Annotated in this window: 13 protein-coding genes; 6 read left to right on the top strand and 7 right to left on the bottom strand. The window is 44.0% G+C overall.

All coding sequences use genetic code 11. The features are described 5' to 3' along the window. Positions 1-206: 206 nt before the first annotated feature. Positions 207-1,283: a M20/M25/M40 family metallo-hydrolase gene (locus AABW11_RS00900; RefSeq protein WP_340102609.1), complete on the top strand. Its 1,077-nt coding sequence runs from the start codon at positions 207-209 to the stop codon at positions 1,281-1,283. A gap of 536 nt (positions 1,284-1,819) precedes the next feature. Here the strand turns inward: AABW11_RS00900 and AABW11_RS00895 are convergent. The 4 genes from AABW11_RS00895 to AABW11_RS00880 all read right to left on the bottom strand — a co-directional run bounded on the left by AABW11_RS00895 (position 1,820) and on the right by AABW11_RS00880 (position 4,324). Further along, positions 1,820-2,410, bottom strand: coding sequence for an ECF-type sigma factor (locus tag AABW11_RS00895; RefSeq protein WP_340102608.1), 591 nt, complete (start codon positions 2,408-2,410; stop codon positions 1,820-1,822). A gap of 102 nt (positions 2,411-2,512) precedes the next feature. After that, on the bottom strand, positions 2,513-3,523 hold the full coding sequence (galE, locus tag AABW11_RS00890) for a UDP-glucose 4-epimerase GalE (RefSeq protein ID WP_340102607.1): 1,011 nt from the start codon (positions 3,521-3,523) through the stop codon (positions 2,513-2,515). A 69-nt stretch (positions 3,524-3,592) separates the two neighbouring features. Further along, complete coding sequence (locus AABW11_RS00885; protein WP_340102606.1) at positions 3,593-3,949, bottom strand: taurine dioxygenase; 357 nt, start codon at positions 3,947-3,949, stop codon at positions 3,593-3,595. 3 nt (positions 3,950-3,952) lie between these two features. Continuing rightward, complete coding sequence (locus tag AABW11_RS00880) at positions 3,953-4,324, bottom strand: acyl-CoA thioesterase (RefSeq protein WP_340102605.1); 372 nt, start codon at positions 4,322-4,324, stop codon at positions 3,953-3,955. A 404-nt stretch (positions 4,325-4,728) separates the two neighbouring features. Between AABW11_RS00880 and AABW11_RS00875 the strand changes: the two genes are divergently transcribed. Both AABW11_RS00875 and AABW11_RS00870 read left to right on the top strand, forming a co-directional pair. Continuing rightward, positions 4,729-5,481, top strand: coding sequence for a ParA family protein (locus tag AABW11_RS00875; RefSeq protein WP_340102604.1), 753 nt, complete (start codon positions 4,729-4,731; stop codon positions 5,479-5,481). Beyond that, positions 5,482-5,856, top strand: coding sequence for a hypothetical protein (locus AABW11_RS00870; RefSeq protein ID WP_340102603.1), 375 nt, complete (start codon positions 5,482-5,484; stop codon positions 5,854-5,856). 24 nt (positions 5,857-5,880) lie between these two features. On the opposite strand, the gene AABW11_RS00865 is transcribed toward AABW11_RS00870, so the two are convergent. Then, the gene (locus AABW11_RS00865; RefSeq protein ID WP_340102602.1) at positions 5,881-7,227 is read right to left on the bottom strand and encodes a carboxypeptidase-like regulatory domain-containing protein; all 1,347 of its coding nucleotides are present in this window, start codon (positions 7,225-7,227) and stop codon (positions 5,881-5,883) included. A gap of 581 nt (positions 7,228-7,808) precedes the next feature. Here AABW11_RS00865 and AABW11_RS00860 point away from each other — a divergent pair. Genes AABW11_RS00860 through recD form a run of 3 tightly spaced genes read left to right on the top strand, consistent with a single transcriptional unit; the run spans position 7,809 to position 16,407 of the window. Then, positions 7,809-10,964 (top strand): exodeoxyribonuclease V subunit gamma, encoded by a 3,156-nt coding sequence (locus AABW11_RS00860; RefSeq protein WP_340102601.1) that lies wholly within the window; start codon positions 7,809-7,811, stop codon positions 10,962-10,964. Beyond that, complete coding sequence (gene recB / locus AABW11_RS00855; protein WP_340102600.1) at positions 10,961-14,560, top strand: exodeoxyribonuclease V subunit beta; 3,600 nt, start codon at positions 10,961-10,963, stop codon at positions 14,558-14,560. The genes AABW11_RS00860 and recB overlap by 4 nt, the downstream gene beginning before the upstream one ends. Beyond that, a complete protein-coding gene (gene recD, locus AABW11_RS00850; protein WP_340102599.1) occupies positions 14,557-16,407 on the top strand; it encodes an exodeoxyribonuclease V subunit alpha in 1,851 nt (616 codons plus the stop codon). Before recB ends, recD begins: the two co-directional genes overlap by 4 nt. A 140-nt stretch (positions 16,408-16,547) precedes the next feature. On the opposite strand, the gene AABW11_RS00845 is transcribed toward recD, so the two are convergent. Together AABW11_RS00845 and AABW11_RS00840 are read right to left on the bottom strand one after the other, a co-directional pair. After that, positions 16,548-17,615, bottom strand: a complete 1,068-nt coding sequence (locus AABW11_RS00845) for a SusE domain-containing protein (protein ID WP_340102598.1) — start codon at positions 17,613-17,615, stop codon at positions 16,548-16,550. Between the two features lie 27 nt (positions 17,616-17,642). After that, positions 17,643-19,586, bottom strand: coding sequence for a RagB/SusD family nutrient uptake outer membrane protein (locus AABW11_RS00840; protein WP_340102597.1), 1,944 nt, complete (start codon positions 19,584-19,586; stop codon positions 17,643-17,645). Positions 19,587-19,602 lie beyond the last annotated feature (16 nt).

The following is a 19,602-nucleotide window of genomic DNA, read 5'->3' as shown; positions in this document are numbered from 1 at the left end:
TGGATAGAAGTCGCTCCGCCGGCTACGGTGGAACGACACTCCAGAATAAATTCCATTTGAATAAAAAGTTTGGGCTCTAAGTTAATACTTCGTGGGCTCCGCAATGAGGCAGTTTATTTTCGTAGTGAGTGCGATCGATATGCCTTCTCCATTGGTTATTGAAATCATTATATTAGACAAAAATTAATTAGCTCTAAAATAGTTTTATGTTTGATAATACCACCTCACAGTTCTTTGAAAAACTTCTTATCACCCCAAGTCCAACAGGTTATGAATCTGATGGCCAGAAAGTCTGGATGGAGTATATTTCTCAGTTTACTGATAAAGTTGAGTCTGATCCCTATGGCTCAGCCATTGCAAAACTAAATACGAGTGCAGATGTCATGACAGTTATGCTCGAGGCACATGCCGATGAGATCGGTATGGTTGTTCAGTATATTTCTGATGATGGATTTGTATATCTAAACAAGCTGGGCGGCAGTGACTCAACTATTGCCAGGGCCAAACGTGTATTTATTCATGGTAAGAATGGAAAAATTAGCGGAGTGACCGGCAATACGGCCATTCACCTTCAGGACAAGAAAAATGGTGGCGGCAAGGAACCATCATGGAAAGATATTTATGTAGATATTGGAGTTTCAAGCAGGGAAGAGGCACTTGAAGCCGTTCAAATTGGCGATCCTGTCACGTATTCTGATGATGTAGAATACCTGAATGATGATATTATTTCCGCACGAGCTCTTGATAACAGGATCGGAGGGTTTGCCATTGCGCAGGCGATGAAACAAATAAGTGAACAAAAGAAAAATCTGGCTGTAAATGTAATTGCTCTGAATTCTGTCCAGGAAGAAGTGGGCGGTTTCGGTGCACGGATGATGAGTTATCGGCATATGCCTGATGCAGCAATTGTAACGGATGTTACTCATGCCACCGACTCTCCGGGCATCGATCAAAAAGAACATGGGCAGATTAAGCTTGGCAGCGGTCCCACGGTACAGCATGGCGGAGCAAACCACCCCAAGCTGGTAGAGCTTATTGAAAAAGCTGCTGAAAGGAGTAAGATTGATGTTCAACACGAAGCCACAAGTGTTCGAACCGGTACGGATACCGATAGCATATTCTACCAGAGAACGGGAATACCCAGCGCACTGGTTTCAGTTCCGATCAGGTATATGCATTCACCCGTTGAAACAGCATCACTAAAGGATCTGCAGCAGCTTATCGATTTGATGGCGGAATCTGTGCTATCTATGGAGCCGGATCAAACGTTTAATGTACTCTAAATTGGACTATTTATTACTGAAGGGGATAGTAGTGCTAACTTCAGTTCGATTAAAAGGAGGAGATGCTACAAAAGGGCGCTGCATGAGGAATGCGGTATAGTAATTAATTTTTTAAAAAAACGTCAATTCGGAACTCCAGGAATCACCAAGAAATTGCAGAAATGACATATGCTTTGTGAACCTTAGAGTCCTTGAGTCTTGGTGGCCTGAACCGGTGTAGATTAGCTTAATTTTCGAAAATATTTAATCGTAAGTGGTTTAATTCCCCGACCCTCTGGGTCGGAAAGGATAAAAAGTCCCCCTTTGAAGGGGGAAGCGAACGGAGTGAGCTGGGGGATGACTTTCTGAGTTTCGAGGTGCCCTGAACTTGGTTCTGAAACATAACTGATCATCCCCCATTGCCCCCTTCAAAGGGGGACACTCTAAAATAAACTCTATTTAGACCAAAAAGTTATGAGTTCTAAGTTGATACCTCGCGGGCTCTGCCCCGAGGTAGTTCATTGGCCTTCAGCGATTTACAGAACTATAGTAGCAAATCAGCTGGCCTGAATCTCTTTTAATTTTATGAAAAGAAGAGTTTTGGCTTTTTTCCAGTCCCGGTTAACCGTGCTTTTTGAAACATCAAGTGCTTCAGCAACCTGCCGAATTGAGAGTCCACTGAAATATTTTAGCTGTACGATTTCGTAAAGCCGTTCATCAATTTTGCGAAGTTCATCGCAGGCTTGATTTAGCTCTAAAAACTGCTGTGCTTCTTCAATATTGAGCCGTTCATCCTGGAACTCAATTTTTACGGCTCCGTTACCTCGTTTATCAGCAAGCTTTTTGCGGGCATAGTCAACAAGAATTTGATGCATTGCCTTTGAAGCAAGTCTTAACAAGTGTTTTTTACTGTTGCATTCAAGATCTTCCTGGTTCAGCCATTTGATATAAACCTCATGCACAAGATCTGTGCGGTTAAGGGTGAGGTCATTTCTTTCCGAAGAAATTTGAATCGAAGCTATATCCTTGAGTTCATTATAGATCAGTGGGAAAAGTTTATTGTACGCCTCGGTCCCGTCACCATTGTCAAGATTGTTAAGAAGCTGCGTGACATCCTGCCCGCTTTTTGCTGTATCAATACTGGCCATATAAGTGATTTCTGATTTACATTAAGCTATACTTGTATGATACATTTTGTTGATTTCCCTTACAGAAAAAAATGAGATTCTAATATATTTTTCAAGCCGCGGTTAGTTATAGCCGTCCGGATTTTTTGTTTGCCATTTCCATGCATCCCGGCACATATCTTCGAGTGTTTTTTCCGTTTCCCAGCCGAGCCGTTTTTTGGCTTTAGACGCGTCGGCAAAGCAAATGGCTGCGTCGCCGGGACGTCTGTCTGTTAATTCATAGGGAATTTTTTTACCCGTAACTTTTTCAAAAGTTTTAATCACATCAAGCACACTTGAACCATTTCCGGTGCCAAGGTTGTAGGCTTCAGCTCCTGATTCCTGTTCAAGATGTTCCAGGGCTTTGAGATGGCCTTTGGCAAGATCTGTAACGTGAATATAATCTCTTACCCCGGTTCCGTCATGTGTAGGATAATCACTTCCAAACACCGAAAGACGTGCTCGTTTTCCTACAGCCACTTGTGTGACGTATGGCATCAGGTTATTGGGAATGCCCGTTGGATCTTCGCCAATCCTGCCGCTTTCATGAGCACCTACCGGGTTGAAGTATCGTAAAAGAGACACTTTCCAGTCTGAATCGGATCGGCATAAATCCCTGAATATATGCTCAATGGTCAGCTTTGTCTGGCCATAAGGATTGGTGGCAGATAATTCTGAATCTTCTGTTAAGGGCGATTCTGCCGGATTTCCATAAACCGTAGCAGAGGAGCTGAAGACCATTCGCTTAACATTGTGGTCGTTCATCACGTTACAGAGATTTATGGTGCCGGTTACATTATTTTCGTAGTAAAAGAGAGGTTTTTCAACAGACTCGCCAACAGCTTTCAGGCCTGCAAAATGAATAACTGAATCAATAGAATGTTCGCTAAAAAGCTTATCCATTCCATGAACATCAAGCAGATCTAACTCCCTGAAAGTGACGGACCGTCCGGTTAATTCTTCAACCCGTTCGAGCGCTGTAAGTTTGCTATTATAGAGATTGTCTAACACCACAACGTTGTGGCCTTCATTCAGAAGTTCAAGAATGGTGTGGCTTCCGATAAACCCCGCGCCGCCTGTGACAAGTATATTCATTTGTGTAGTTATTCGTTTTTGTCAGGATAAAATCAAACCGATGGCTTGATTAAACCGGTCTGGAATTAGTTATTTGTCAACCCGCTGATGGAGCTGATCTAAAATTTCTTCGCAATAGTCATCCATCTCTTTTACATATTGCTTCTTTTTTTCTCCCGGGTTGTCACTTTCCATCAATAATAGCTTTGATTTTTCGTAAATACTGAGAAGTGGATCAAGCTTCAGCATTTTAGCTACAGGCTTAATTTTGTGACCTGTTCTGCGAAGAGTATCAAGATCCTCTTCCATTAAATTTTTTCGAAAGTTTGATTTAAATTCAGAGAAGGAGATGACGGATGCGTCGCAAAATTCTTTTACATATGCATCATCGTTATACAACATATCTCTTATGATTTGAAAATCAATCGGTCCGTTTTTATCGCTCATATTCTAGTCGTTTGCTGGTTCTGTAATATTATGTGGAGATGGATTTCCTTCTTCATCCATATGTACAAATACAATTTTATCGATACTAATAATGGTTTGATGTGAGAACTTTTGCCGAACTACGCAGCGAACGGTAATGGATGATTTTCCAAACTTTACAGTTTCCATCCCTATTTCAATGATATCTCCAAGCTTAGCTGAACTGACAAAATCAATTTCGGACATAAACTTAGTGACAATGTTGCCCCTACCAAGCTGACAGGTCACATAAATGGCTGCCTCTTCATCAATCCAGGCTAAAACTGACCCGCCAAAAAGAGTGCCGTGTGCATTCAAATCCGTCGGTTTGATTAGCTTTCGGCTGAAGAATCTCATGGGTGGCAATTTTTCCGGCATTATGTATCAATTGATTTATGATGATATTTACATTGCCTGAAATCAAACGTTTCAGACCTCTTATTGCTGCCTAAGATATTGTAAATATGATTCACAGCATAACTCTTTTCTTAAATTAACAGCACGGCTTTACCTTTTTATTAGGAATTTATCAGATATAATAAATGGAAAGCCCCACACCTGTGACTTTCATTTGAAAACACCGGTAATTCCTAATGTTGAAGTGAAAATCAATTATAATTGAAGTTAATAGTCCATTTGGCCGATAAAATGATAACTGAAGATTAAGAGTGTCAAATATTAGAATTATTTAATAAACCTGTAACAAAGTCACTCTGAAATACTCCTGTTTATAGACCTTAAATAAAGCCTAACAGAATCTCATGAGAAAAATCGCATTTACCAATCAGAAAGGCGGCGTTGGAAAAACAACGACAACCATCAATACCGGGGCCGGTCTGAGTAAAATTGGCTTTAAAGTATTGCTCGTGGATATGGATCCGCAGGCAAACCTGACATATTCGCTGAAAATTCACTCCTCGAAAATGAAGCAGAATATTTATCATGTCCTCAAAGGCCAGATGTCTATTAAGGATGTGATAATGCCTCACAGCGAGTTTGATCTGCTGCCAGCCTCTATTGAATTATCGGGAGCTGAAATGGAGCTGGTTAATGAGCCGGCCCGCGAGCAAATTCTCCGTACAGCGTTAAAGGAAGTTGAAGATGAGTATGATTTTATCCTTCTCGACTGCCCGCCCAATCTTGGCCTGTTAACGCTTAATGCCTTCACCGCTGCAGATGAGCTTGTTATTGTGCTTCAGTCGGAGTACCTGGCGCTGCACGGGTTGTCTAAGCTTATGGATCTTATCAAGATCGTTCAGCAGCGGCTCAATCCCGGTCTGAAAGTAGAAGGAATTGTTTGTACGCTCTATGATAAACGAAAGAACCTGAACCGGGAAGTGGTTGGCCATATTAAAGAGCATTTTGGTTCGAAAGTATTTAATACTATCATCCGTGACAATATTGCGCTGGCAGAGGCACCCAGTCATCATAAAACAATTTTTGAGTATGACAGCCAGAGTTACGGTGCCGAAGATTACATGAATCTCGCAAAAGAGATCAGAAACGGATACTAAATGATGGGTATTAAAAAAAGTTTGGGATACTCACCACTGGGCGAGCCCAGGAGTGATGATTCACAATTCAACTTCGTAGCGGACAGGAAACCCGCCGGGTCAGAAAATGTCACTTCAATATTTAAAGATGCTGACACTTCCGGCGGTATGAAACTAGCAAGTTCATTTTCAGAAAAGGTTATCAAGCGGGCTGAAGCTGAAGCTAAAAATGAATCAAAAGCAGAAGCGGATCGTCCCGAGAAGAAAGTAGCCAGTTACTACCTCGAAAAAGAGACATTGAATAAGCTCAAACAGTGGGCCGATATTCACAACGTTTCATACTCCTCGGTCGTTGAACAGGCGATTCAGAACCATCTTTTATTTGTTGACGAGTAGTTTTATCGTCATGAATTTGACTCTTCAATTCGTCGATTGCCGAAAGGTAGTTATCGCTCGTCGGGCGAGATTATTCTCACCATATCGATCAACGATCCAGCTGTAGTACGGCATCTCTTGCGCATTCCGATATCGGTTGGCATACCTTTCAATTAAATTCAGCACAAGATTTCGGACAACCATGTCATCTGCATGGTGTTTAATCATTAGTTCAGCATAGTCAACGGCTTTATCTGAATAGTCCGATTGTTTTAAAAGTGTCAAGGCTGCATAAGAATTGAGTGTCCAGACGGGATTCCTGGGATCCACCGATTCTATTGCCTCCTGCAGTACCGAATCATCTACATTTAAAGGTTTCAAATCACGCCCGATTTTTTCTAAATACTCCGATCGTTTTAATTGCTGTTGTATCAATCCAATATATGAAATGAGCAGTGCTGATCGTTGATGCGGGTGCAGGTCCTGTTGCTGAAGTGCTTTGATTATTGATTCACGATCGGCAGCAAATTTTGTCGTTGATCGCCAATCGTAACTTTTATAGAGATATTCATTTAAAGCTTTAGTGGATATATCGGAGGCCTCAGAATCAGAAAGCGTGCGAAAGTTCATAATATTCGACTTTGTGAGTTGAAGTGGTTCAACCCAGAATTTATCAGTTGACCTGGCAAAATGTAAAAATGCACTCAGCGGCTCCTGCCAGTGCTGAAGGCCATCCGGTTTTTCATAGACATAGGGGAGAGGTTCATCAGGATGATATCGAAGCTCAATTGAGTCGGTTCCGGGAGTATTGTACAAAATGGCTTCAAAACTTTGCCCCCGAACAGCGTAATCATCAGCTCCGGGCAAAATATCTGATCCATTTGACAGGCCTTTGACCTGATATCGAATCGTATCTTTATCAGTTTTGATGAATGCGGAGATTGAACCGTCCTTGTTGGCTCGAAAACTCTCTCCGGTAAAGAAGTCGTAACCATTGAAGTTTCCATAGGCACGAGCCCATTTCAGAAACGTACGTTTGTCGAAATGTCGTCCACTATTATATTCAACGGGAACCAAGTGAATGGTCAGCTCAATCTGATCCTGATCATAAATCATAACCGGAATACTTACAGATCTGTGAAACACGCCCCGTACAGTGAGCTCATAAATGCCGGGGCTGCTGAAGTCAATCCGATATTTGCCATCTGATTCTGCTATTTGTTTCCCGGGAACATTAAAAATATCAGCAGGGCCGGTCGATGAAACATCTAAAGTAGCAATTGGCAATGACTCACCTGTAATACTTAGGATTGATCCGTGAATGACTGTTTGGGCGTAGCTGGTAAAGACGCCAAATGAAAATGAGAGGAGTAAGAGTGTGAAAGGTTTCATTTATAACCCAAGCAGCAGTTGATGTTTTTTCTAAGATGAATATATTTGACATAGTACTAATTGAGTAGTAATAATCAAAAAAACTTTCCCATAGTTAATCCTAAGTGGGTTAACTCCTTGACCCTTTGGGTTGGAAAAGGGACACTCCAGAATAAACCCTATATTGAAAAAAGTTATAACCTGAGTTCGATTATTAATTTCATTGAATGTGGTCAAAAAGTCCCCTCCTTTCTCAAGGAGGGGATTTCCCCGAAGGGATCCCTTTGGGAAGGGGTGGTTTTGCCTTGGCCATCCCTGGAATAACAGTATTTTTTGAGTCTAATTTGAGCTCGAAACCTAAAGCTACCACCCCCTGCCCCTCCTTACACAGGAGGGGAGTATTCTTGCCCCGATTTACAATCGAACTCAGGTTTATAGGTTCTAAATTGATGTATCATTTAGCTTTGCCCTGAGGTAGTTCATTAACATCAACCCCGGAAAAATTTATAGAAGGGGGTGACATTACGTGACACTTTAGTTTCATACTTTAGGAATGCTATTGAATTCAGTATCATCTGGCAACCTGAACAGAGACGCAGTTTATGATTCGTATCTATAGAAGTGACAATTTAACTACTCTTGCCTCGCACCTTGCACGTGATTTATCGACACACGTACCGGATGATCCGCTTGAAACAATGAGTGTGGTAGTGCCCAACAGGGATACGGCCCGATGGCTTAAACTTTGCCTTGCTGAAGAGAGCGGAATCGTAGCGAATATATCGTTCATTCTGCCGGCTGAATGGCAGTTTCAAATGATAAGAAAGCGGTACCCGAAGCTGCCGAAAGTATTGCCTGGTGATCCGGGACCACTTGCCTGGTCTATCTTTGATGTATTGATGGACGACACCGGCCGTAAACATTTTCCCAGGCCTGACCGATACGTTGAGATGCAGCCTTCGGAAATAAAGGAGCGGACAGTAATGCAGCTCTCGAAAAAAATAGCGTCGGTTTACGATCAGTATTTAGTCTACAGACCTGAGCTGATTTTAAAATGGCAGAGGTCGGATGATTTTGAGGATGCGGATGAAAAATGGCAGGCTGAGCTTTGGAAATTACTCGAAAAACGACGGCTCAGCCGGGAAAAAGGACTGGGATTTCCAAATAAAGCTGTGCTCATCAAGGAGGCAATCCAGGCTCTGAGAAACGAGAAAATCAGGACAGATCACAGCACGCTTTTTTTTAATACAGGTCTGCTCCCGGTGCCGGTTTTGCAAATGGCACAATGTGCGACAAAGACTCACGACCTAATCATTTATCAAACATCTTTGTCGAAAAAAGAAGAGGGCGAATGGAGGAATAATCTTTTAAAAGCATTCGGTGAGGAGGCTGCAGGAGTGGATATCCTCCTGGGAAAACTTGAAGGCACCGTCGTTGAAGATTTCAGTTCAGAACATTCAGGCGACTTTACACTGCATACCATTCAGGAATCCATCAAACTTGATAGGGAAATCAAAACGAAAGATGGGGGTGATATTTCCGGTATTGAAGTTCATTCTTGTCATACTCCGTTGCGGGAGATTGAGGTGTTGAAGCAGTTTTTGCTTCGACAATTCGAAAAAGACCCGAATCTTCATCCCGACGATATTCTTGTAGTGATGCCGGATATCGAGACGTACAAACCAGTAATTCACGCTGTATTCGGGACAGGCCAGGAGGATACACCAACAATACCATATCACGTAGATTTTCGGAGATCTGGCGAAGAAACAACGGCGCGTCCATTATTACAGCTTCTTGACCTTGCTGATTCCCGGTTTCAATTTTCAGACGTGATGGATTTCTTTTTGGACCCGGTTGTTCACCAGTCATTTGACATAACGGTTTCGGCAGCACAACGCCTGAAACGCTGGATGGATGAAAACAGAGTGATCTGGGGCCTGAGCGGGGCGCACCGGAAAGAGGAGGGACAGCCTGACATGAACTCCCAAACGTGGATGTCTGCTCTCGGGCGGGGATGGAGCGGGATCGTATTTGGTGAACAATCCGATCCGTTTGAAACCGATGCTTCGATTCGGTTCAATAATGTCCAGGGACAAGATATGGAGGAGGTTTGGGCCGGTTTTTCACATCTCATCACGCATTTCCAAGCGTTGAATCGATCTGTAAAAATGAACAGGACGACCGGAAAATGGTGTGATCTGGTGGAAAAAGAAATTGATTTCTTCTTTTCAGATGATACAGCAGTTGGCGAACAGAGAAAATTTATACACGAAGCCCTGGATACTTTTCGGGAAGAGGGTAAGATTTCGGGCTTCAACCGGGAGATTTCTTTTTCAATGTTTCGGTCTCACTTGCGAAGCATACTGGATCAGCAGTCGGCATCACCTGCTCATTTTACGCGCGGCGTCACGTTCAGTTCTATGGTGCCGGTCCGTTCAATTCCGGCAAAAATAATAGCACTTATTGGGCTTAATGAAGCCGAATTCCCGCGAAAAGTGAAGAATATTGATTTTGATTTGATGGCAAAAGATCCCAAGCCTTACGAAAGAAATCCAAAACACCAGGATCGAAGCCTGTTTCTTGAATCGATACTGGCAAGCGGGGCGGTCCACTACTGCAGTTATATTGGCCGCAGCCGTACGGACAACGAAGTTATTCCACCGTCACCAATTGTAAGTGAATGGCTGACGACGCTCTCCAAACTTTCCGGGAAACCTGTGAAAGATATCCTTATCGAGGAGCCACTGCACGGATTCTCAGCTGATAATTTTCAACGGGGAAGATCTTACTCATCAACAGGACATGAGATTGCCAATCAATTGATTCATAAAAAAGATGGAGTTTCTGGGTTGATTTCAAACAGGAACATTTCAGATATAAAAGAGAGTAACCAATTGACAATAAAGGATCTTACGAGATTTATCTCAAATCCATTGAAGATGTTTTTGAAGACTCACTTCAACCCTGAGCTGAATGGTTCAGAAGAACTGAAACATGAATTTTCTCTCGATTCACTTGAGAAGCATACACTGTTTGAGCGGATATTCGGATGGCGGTTACAGGAGCGATCAGAAAAGATCATCTCAGGATTGTTAACCGATGCGGGAGTCATTCCGGCGGGATGGCAAGGTGAGACAATGGTTCAAAATTTGATACAGTCTGTAGATACAGCCATAGAATCAGCCAGGGCGAGGGGATTCAAACCATCTATTGTCAATGTGGAGATTAATCTGGATTTGGCCGGCACGCTGCTTGAAGGTGAGATTTTATCATATTCGAGAGATCGCTTTCTGGATATCACAGCATCAAGTCAGTCGGGCGATAAGTTTCTAAGAAGCTGGATTAAACATCTTGCTGTCCAGTGCGCTAATACGTTTTCTGAGCAAGAGTCGATGTTTGTGTGTGACCTCAAAAAAGGGAGTCCCAAATGGTTTGCGTTCAAGCCTGTACCTGATCCGGGAGAGGAGTTAAACCATTTAGTCTCTCTTTACAGGCGCGGGCTTATGCAACCGCTTTACATGTTTCCGGGCGCTTCATACGAATATCAAAACTCACTATATAAAAATAGAGATGATGCAATATTCAGGGCAAAAAGATCATTTGAAGGATCAGATTTTACGCCTTACGCCGAGAATATGGACGGTTTAATTACTCTATTCCTGGGTGAAAATGCTACGTTCAGCGAGGCATATTTGGATCCTGACATGCAGGACGCCATTCAGGTGATGCTTGAGCACAGGGAGGAGCTGACATGAAGAATGAGCTAACTAATATTTTTGACCTTGAAGCTGCGCCCCGGGTACTTATAGAGGCAAGTGCCGGCACTGGAAAAACATACACGATTGTAGGAATCTATATTCGTCTTCTGATTGAGAAGAATTTACCTGTGGACCAGATTCTTACCGTTACATTTACCAAGAAGGCAACCGCAGAGCTACGTGAACGTGTTCTCGAAAGGCTACGGGCGTGCCTGATGGTGCTTGAGATAGGTGGGTTGCCTAAAGACAGCGATGACTTTCTCAGCGAAATTTTGAGCCGTTATAAAAATGATGTATCGGCAATCAAAAAACTTCGGGACGCTATTCAAAATTTCGATGACAGCCAGGTGTTTACCATTCACGGATTTTGCCAGAAAATATTGCAGGAAGAGGCGCTTGTTGCCGGAACGCCATTTGATATGTCCGTGAATCCATCAGATAACCTGTATGAAACGGCAGCTGAAGATTTTTGGCGCATATTTATTCAGGAGCATGGAAGCGATGACGCGGGGCGCTATCTCATCTCAAAACTGACAGGCATGGTGCCGACACCTGCTGAACTGGTTGGCAGTGGCGGCGTGAAGCCTCTGCTGGATAAGCGTTACGCACGGCCGGAGGGGAATATTCTGGAAGATCCCAAAGCGTACCTGGGCGAGTTAGTGGACTTGAAATCTGAGTTGGTGGGAGTCTGGCAATCTGAAAAAGATGACATTCTTGAGATCCTCAAAAATTGCAATGTAAAATCCTACCAGCAACATCTTAATTCCAGGCTGGAAAAACTGACCGACTTTTTAAATGATCAACATTTTAAATCAGACAAACCTGGTTCTCTGAGATATTTTACGTCTGATTATCTTTATGATGAAACGAATATCAGGAAGAATCATGACCCGGTGCCACGACATCGTTTCTTTGACAAATGCAGCGAGTACAGTGAATTGGTTGCAGATATTGGGCGTGTTGAAACCACGTTACTTCATGATGCATTTGTGGATATAAAACATCGCAGGGATGAGCTGTCAAAATCCAATGATTCATACAGTTACAATGATCTACTTATAAAAATTCGAGACTCATTATCCAATAAAAACAGAGGCGACGAACTTGCAGCCAAGTTAAAGGAGCGTTACCCGGTTGCCCTGGTTGATGAGTTCCAGGATACGGATCCCATTCAGTATGATATTTTTAGTTCAATCTATCCATCGCAGAATACGGACAGCAGCCTGATGATGATCGGGGATCCGAAACAGGCAATCTATGCATTCCGCGGCGCTGATTTGCATACCTATTTCCGGGCCCGGCATGAAGGGGTGGATGCCGAATATACGCTTAAACGAAATTACAGAAGCACAGTTCAATATATCAGCGCTATTAATTACCTTTTTGACGGTAATCAGCGTCCCTTTATAGAGGAAGATATTGAGTTTCTGGCATCTGTTCCGGGACGGCAGGATCACACAGACCCACTTATAATTTCTGATCAGCCGATGGCGCCGCTTCAGGTTGTGAGCAGGAGAGGTGTTGAATCAAGCAAAGATTCATCATGCGACTTCGTTTTTGCTGAAACCGTAATACGAATTTCAGATTTGCTGCGGCAATCCGAAAATGGAAATGCCAGGATTGGGGATGAGCCGGTCAGGGCGGGGGATATCGCTATCCTTGTCTCAAGAAACAAGGATGCATACGATCTTCAGCAGCGCTTGAAAACTGTGGGGATCGATTCAGTGACTAAAACCGATCAGAATATTTTTGAGACGCTTGAGGCGAGAAAAGTTGAGATGCTGATGAATGCAGTGCTTAACCCGGCAGATCACAGAATATTAAACGCGGCGCTTCTCACCGGAATGTTTGGTTTTGAACTTACAGAGCTCTACAGCGAGAGTGAGGATGAGGACAAGCGACAGGCACTCATCGAAGAGCTGTTTGATTTATCTGATATTTGGCGCAGAGAAGGGTTTTACTCTATGTTCTACCGGTTGGTTTATAGCGACCGCCGGCTCGTCCATTTTGCTTCCGTCAAGAATTCTGAACGCATCATCACGAACTTTTTTCATCTGGCAGATCTTTGTACAAAAGCTGAAAAAGAGAATCTATACAGCCCCGAAAAGCTCCATACATGGCTTCTGCGTCAAATGGAAAATACCGATGAGGAAGAGAAAGAACTCCAGCTCGAAAGCGACCAGCATCTCGTAAAAATTATGACAATCCACTCGAGCAAAGGACTGCAGTTTCCAATTGTATTTTGTCCTACGCTTTGGATGGGTTATGAGCCGTCCAGTTTTAAAAACACGATCAGGAAAATGGTGGAGTATCACACGGATGAAAGTGATGACCTGATCATTAATTATGATCGGCAAAAGTCTGATCAAAGAATTGATGCAGAGTTTGCATCAGACGTAGAATCCATTGCTGAAGATGTTCGCAAAACATACGTAGCTCTTACGCGGGCGCAGTATACTACGGTGGTTATGTGGGATTCATATACCTATTCCCACCTTTCAGGTTTAGGCGCATCATTGATTGGCAGACATGAAGTTATAGAATGTATCAAGAATAAAACTAAGGTACATGAAAAAAAAGGAATTGCTGATACTGAATTCATGAATCGATTTCGCGGCCTTGAAGAAGCGTCTGGTAAACGAATCAGCCTTGAGATTGTTGATGCTGCTGCAGATATAGGTGGTGATTCGATTGCCATAGATCAACCTGAGCGCCAACTTACGTTTCAGCCTTATGCCGGACGTGATTCATTGCCGGTTCAAAAACGGCTTGAAAGTTTTACGTCGCTGGCCGGCCACAGTTCTGAGCCGGGTGCTCCAGATTATGATCAGCTTCTTGACAATTTTTCGGCTCCGTTTGAAGATAATATTGAAGATGTGACACCAGGTGAGCTGACCATCTTTAACTTCCCAAAAGGGGCTACGGCAGGAACGGCAATTCATAAGCTTTTTGAACATGAATCTTTCGAATACAATCAAGCAAAAGTAGCAAACCATTCGGAAGCTGTGAAAGAAGTCCTGGAGGAATATAACTTTTCTGAAAAATGGTTACCGGTTCTTAAAAATATGCTTCGGGATGTGGCAGGTGCAGATATTCCGGGGTTTTGTTTAAATGATCTTTCAAGAAAAGATGAACTTCGCGAGATGGAGTTTCATTTTCCTGCATCTTCGGCTGATGGCGCCTCGCTGCTTCAGGTTATCCGAAATGAAACAGCTTCTGAAATTCCTGAAACTTCAGGAAAGCGGTACATGACAGGATTTATTGATCTCATTGCCAGACAGAATAATAAGTATATGATCCTCGATTATAAATCGAACTACCTGGGAGATTCGCCGGATGATTATATGCGAGATAACCTGAAGCCTGAGATCAAAGCTGCCTCGTATGATTTACAGTACCACCTGTACACGGTGGCGCTTGTCAAATACCTGAGATCAAAAATTAAAGATTTTGACTACGACGAACACTTTGCAGGTGTCGCCTATCTTTTTATCCGGGGAATGAAAGCCGGCAGCGACAATGGGATATGGTTTCACAAGCCGGAGAAAAATGTGATTATGCAACTGGAACACGCGCTAAGTAGACAATCATGACTAACAAAACTCCAACACTGTTCGATAACGTAGAATCCTGGCCAAACGCCGGAGAAGATTCGGTTGAAAAATTTCCCAAGCTTCTGGCGACCCGATTCGACCAAGAGTTGATTCGATTCATAGAAGAAGATCACGGCACAATTACCGCGGAAGAGAAATTGGCTGTGATTCTTAACGTTCAGTTTAGAACAGCAGGTCATGTTTGTCTGCCCGTTGACAGATCACTACGGGAGATGGGCGAGCTGCTCGATTTAGATTCATCGGTTATTAAGCAGCTCCCCGATCGGACACTGGATTTATCAGGCAGTTCCATAACCGGTAATCCCGGCCAAGAGACGCCTTTGGTACTGGAGGGAAAACGTCTCTATCAGCACCGCTATTTTAAAATGGAACAGGAGTTAAAGAGATGGATAGAAGAGACGAGCACCTCTGATGGGGTAGAGATGCCAGCCATCAAACATGAGTTGTTAAACGAGTTATTCGACGATGATGGGCCGGGCCTGAACTGGCAGAAAGTTGCGGTTATGCTTTCCGTGATCAAACCATTTATTATAATTTCCGGTGGGCCCGGCACGGGGAAAACGACCACGGTTGCCCGACTGCTTGTTTTACATCAGCGAAGCAGTCAGCGCCGCTTAAAGATCGCACTTGCAGCACCGACGGGTAAAGCGGCCGGCCGGATGGGGGAAGCGTTGAAAGCAGAGATGAAGCGCCTCAATCTGACGGATGAAGAGCTTCGTAACTATCCTGCCGAAGCTCAAACCATTCACCGTCTGCTGAGAGGCGTGGAAGAGAGAGGCTTGCTTCCGCCGGTTCGTGAAAAGAAACTGCCTTACGATATGATTATCATTGATGAGGCGTCGATGATTGATCTGTCGCTGATGTACAGGCTCATTAAACATCTGTCTCCTGAAACCCGGCTTGTTCTGCTGGGCGATAAAAACCAGCTTGCGTCAGTAGAGGCAGGCTCGGTATTTGCGGATCTCTGCGGTAAAAAAGAAAATGCATTCAGGCCCGAAACCATCGACCTGCTTGAACAGGCTAATCTTCAGCTACCAAAAGAACAATTCACCAAAGAGATGTCTGCAGCTCACGATTCTATCGTTTACCTGACAAAAAGCTATCGGTTTGATGCAGGGAGCGGTATTGGAACACTGGCAGACTCAGTAAAATCCGGCATCGAAAGTGTAAATATGGTTGATACTATTTTGCAGAAATTTGACGACATCGAGCACGTGACTTTCAGCTACTCAAAAGACGATTTCAATCAAATGATGCAGTCGATCACTCATAGGGTGAGCCGGGCCTCACAAATGTCTGATGTGGAAGAGCTGCTGGAATTCTGGAAACAAGAGATTTGGCTCACCGTGATCAGGCGCGGCCTGTCGGGATCAGACCGGCTCAACAAGCTTGCTGAACAAACTCTAGCTACCAAACGAACGGTTCGAATGAAGCAGGGGTGGTATAACGGGCGTCCAATTATTGTAACGCGGAATGATTACGATGTAGGCGTTTTCAACGGAGATTTTGGGGTATGCGTGCGGTCTAAAGAAGATGAGAACAGATACTTCGTATATGTGCAGTCGGGGACAGGTATTAAAAAGGTCCGTCCTGAACGGCTTCAGAACTACCGCCCCGCATTTTTCCTGACGGTCCACAAAAGCCAGGGATCTGAGTTTAACAGGATCAATCTGCTGATGCCAAAAGAAGATGTTCCCGTATTGTCCAAAGAGCTCTTATATACGGCTATTACACGGGCAAAACATATGTTTGTGCTGTATGGAAACAAGACCCTTTTTGTGAAAGGAGCGCATAAAAGTACTGAGCGGTTTTCGGGTTTATCCTGAAAAGAAGATGAGTTGTAAAGATTTGCTGTTTAACTGTCGAATTGATGAACTGTCGAACTGAAAAAAGATGAGTTCAATAAAAAAGCCTGTTTCCAGATGAGGGAACAGGCTTTTTTGATAAAGGTAAATACAGGCAACTATTAGTTGGCTTCCAAGGTATAGGAATAGGGAACTGTACTTAGATCAAGAGTTACGGTGTAGTTACCAGCTTCTTCAACTGATATATTTGCTCCACCTTGATCCAGAGTACCATTGCCGCCATCATCACCGTAATCGATATCGTTCCACGTGTTATTGGCGCGGAACTTAAACTCGCCGGCGGTAAGATCTGTCGTTACAGTCCAGACTTTTTCAGCCGGGTTGTAATCCATTTGAACGTCATCTCCTGCTGGTTCCCAGCCGACTGGTGTGGCAGCGCCAATCATACCCCATTGTGTTCTAAGGGTTGTGAACGTGAGATCATTCAGGTCTACATTAATTTTGTAGTAGCCTGCCTGGTCTATGACAAGGTTGGAACCACCCGGTTCAAGTGATCCGGCAGAACCACCCCAGTCTCCATCATCCCAGTTTCTTTCAGCCGTAAATTTATATTCGCTTCCGTCGTTTGCGAAGTAAACATAACCTTCATAGCGATCATCCTCTTCAACTGATGTGAGAGGGGGTGCATCGGCAGGTGACCAATCAGCTGTGTAACCACTTGCCGACTGATAACCACCTGGTACATAAATCTTAGGAAAATCAATTTCCACGGTGTAAGGAGTAAAAGCGAGCACGAATGTTTCGGATATTCTATCCTCAACATCATCGTTAATATGCGCCCGGATTCTCATATTAATTTCAGATTCAACACCTGATGGAACACCAGCTGCAATCAACCTGCTGTTTACTTCGCCAACCGTCATTGAGACGGAGGACTGATTTGTTTCAATCAGTGTAGAAGGATCCTCAAAGTTAGTGCCTTCCGGATCCATTTCAACGAAATAAGTAATTGCAGCAGGAAATCCGAAGTCCGGAGCTTCCCAGGCAAGATTTAGCAGAACTTCGTTTGCGTTTTCTTCACTAAGTTCGAAGCTTTCTCCCCCCTCATGAGATGTTAGAACAGGGGAGGACTCCATATCTGTACTTACGTTCGGACCCACAGAGTCTTCGCATGAATTGAAGACCAGCAGACCGAAAAGTGCAATTGTCGATAGAATTAATTTTTTCATGGCATTATACGTCATGTAAAGTTCTAATTAATATCCTGGATTCTGAGTCAGATTCAGGTTGGAGTTAATATCTGTTGAAGGAATAGGAAATATGTCGAAGGTTTCAGCAGTTGGAGCACCTTCCTGTGTTTCACCTTTCCATGACCATACATAGTCGCCGCCTGTAAACTGACCGAAACGGCGGAGGTCTGTTCTTCGGTGAGCTTCCCAGTGGAGTTCACGGGCCCGTTCATCTATAATAAAATCAAGATTAAGGTCACCCGTAGTGATATTTCCAGAGGCATCGCCATAGGCTCTTTCTCTCAGTTCATTTACCAAGTCTACGGCACGGTTGATGTCACCACCTGTTGCACCTCTAACTGTTGCCTCTGCATATATCAGGTATACGTCTGCAAGTCTGAACATTGGAAAATCGGTGTCCGCGAACTGCAGGTTTTTGCCGGGCTGGCCTGTGGAGGTCATATTACTCCATTTGGTAAGTGTATAGCCCTGGTTGAAATCCTGTACGGATTCAATTTCGAGCGACTGGCCATCTGTGAAGATATTAGTTCGGCTATCCGCAAATTCCGGTGCTGATGCCTCGATAAGTGTTACAGTATAAGTCATTGTATTCAGGTCTACCGTGATGTCATAGAGACCCGCATCGCCAATTACCAGATTTGATCCGTCCGGTACGAGAGTTCCATTTGCTCCTCCCCAATTGGCATTCCAGTTTCGCTCTGCCGTGAACTTGAACTCAGCACCGGCAATTGCAAAGTAAACTTGCCCGGTATAAACATTGTTCTGGTCGTCTGAGACGAGTGGTGGTGCTTCCGCAGGAGTCCAGTTAGTAGTGTAGCCGCTAGCAGCCTGGTAACCCCCGGGGACATATATCTCAGGATCTCCGTCGGGATTTTCAGTCGTTGTACCCAGAAACGGGTCAACCTTATTTTCATTCAGAATTTCTATAAAATCAGGCGTAACTCTGTGGCCGGCCCAGCCACCATCCATTCCAAAATCACCGGCGCTCATATTTCCACCTATTTGTGCGTGGATGATAAAGTTAGTTCCACCATATGTTTGCATATTATCTCCGTCAAAACGGATAGGAAAGATAATTTCACGACTTACTTCAGGCCGGTCATTGTCCGCCATAAACAGATGATCATAATTGTCGGCGAGCTGGTAGCCGCTTTGATCAATTACATTCTGCGCATAGGTAAGGGCCTCATCATAACGCTGAGTGCCTGTGTACACTTCTGAGTTTAGATAGAGTTTAGCAAGAAGTGTCCATGCGGCACCTCTGCTGGCCCGGCCGTACTCAACTGAACCTGCAGCCGGTAGTTCGTCTGCAACCGCAAGAAGTTCACTTTCAATATAGGCGAAGAGATCGTCTGCATTTGTGGGTTCGGGCTGGTAGGCACCAATTGGGTCTTCTTCCGTTACGAAAGGTATATTGCCGCCAAACATATCGAGCCCGTGCCAGTAACTCAGGGCTCGGAGAAACCGGGCTTCAGCTAAATACTGCTGAATAACGGCTTCATCACGCTGCTGAGCCTCTCTGATAAACTCGTTGGTAAGGGCTATTTCATAGTAAATACGACTATACATGCCCATCACAAAGTCATTGGATGAACCCCATGACTGGAAGTTAAAATCGGGAAGACCGGGATCGTTCCACGCAACAATGGCCTCTTCTGTTGGCAGTGTCTGATGTACCCAAAGCTGACGAATATAGCTCGAAAAACCTTCGTCAATGCCCTGAATATCGGCATTACCAGCCGGACCCTGCTGACCTGTTACAGAGAAACCGGCATAAAGTTTAGCCAGTACCTGCTCGAAATCATCGGGGGATTCATACACGTTTGCTGATGTGGTTATGTTATCATCAATCGGTGTCGTTGACAGGTCGCCTGTACACGAGACCGCGATTCCAAACACCATCGCCAGTAGGGCGAAGGCTGCTAATATTCTGAATTTTGTGTTCAACATAATCTTCATATTTAAA

Source organism: Rhodohalobacter sp. 8-1 (assembly GCF_038150125.1).
Lineage (GTDB): Bacteria > Bacteroidota > Rhodothermia > Balneolales > Balneolaceae > SW132.
This window is presented reverse-complemented; position numbering and strand designations above follow the sequence as displayed.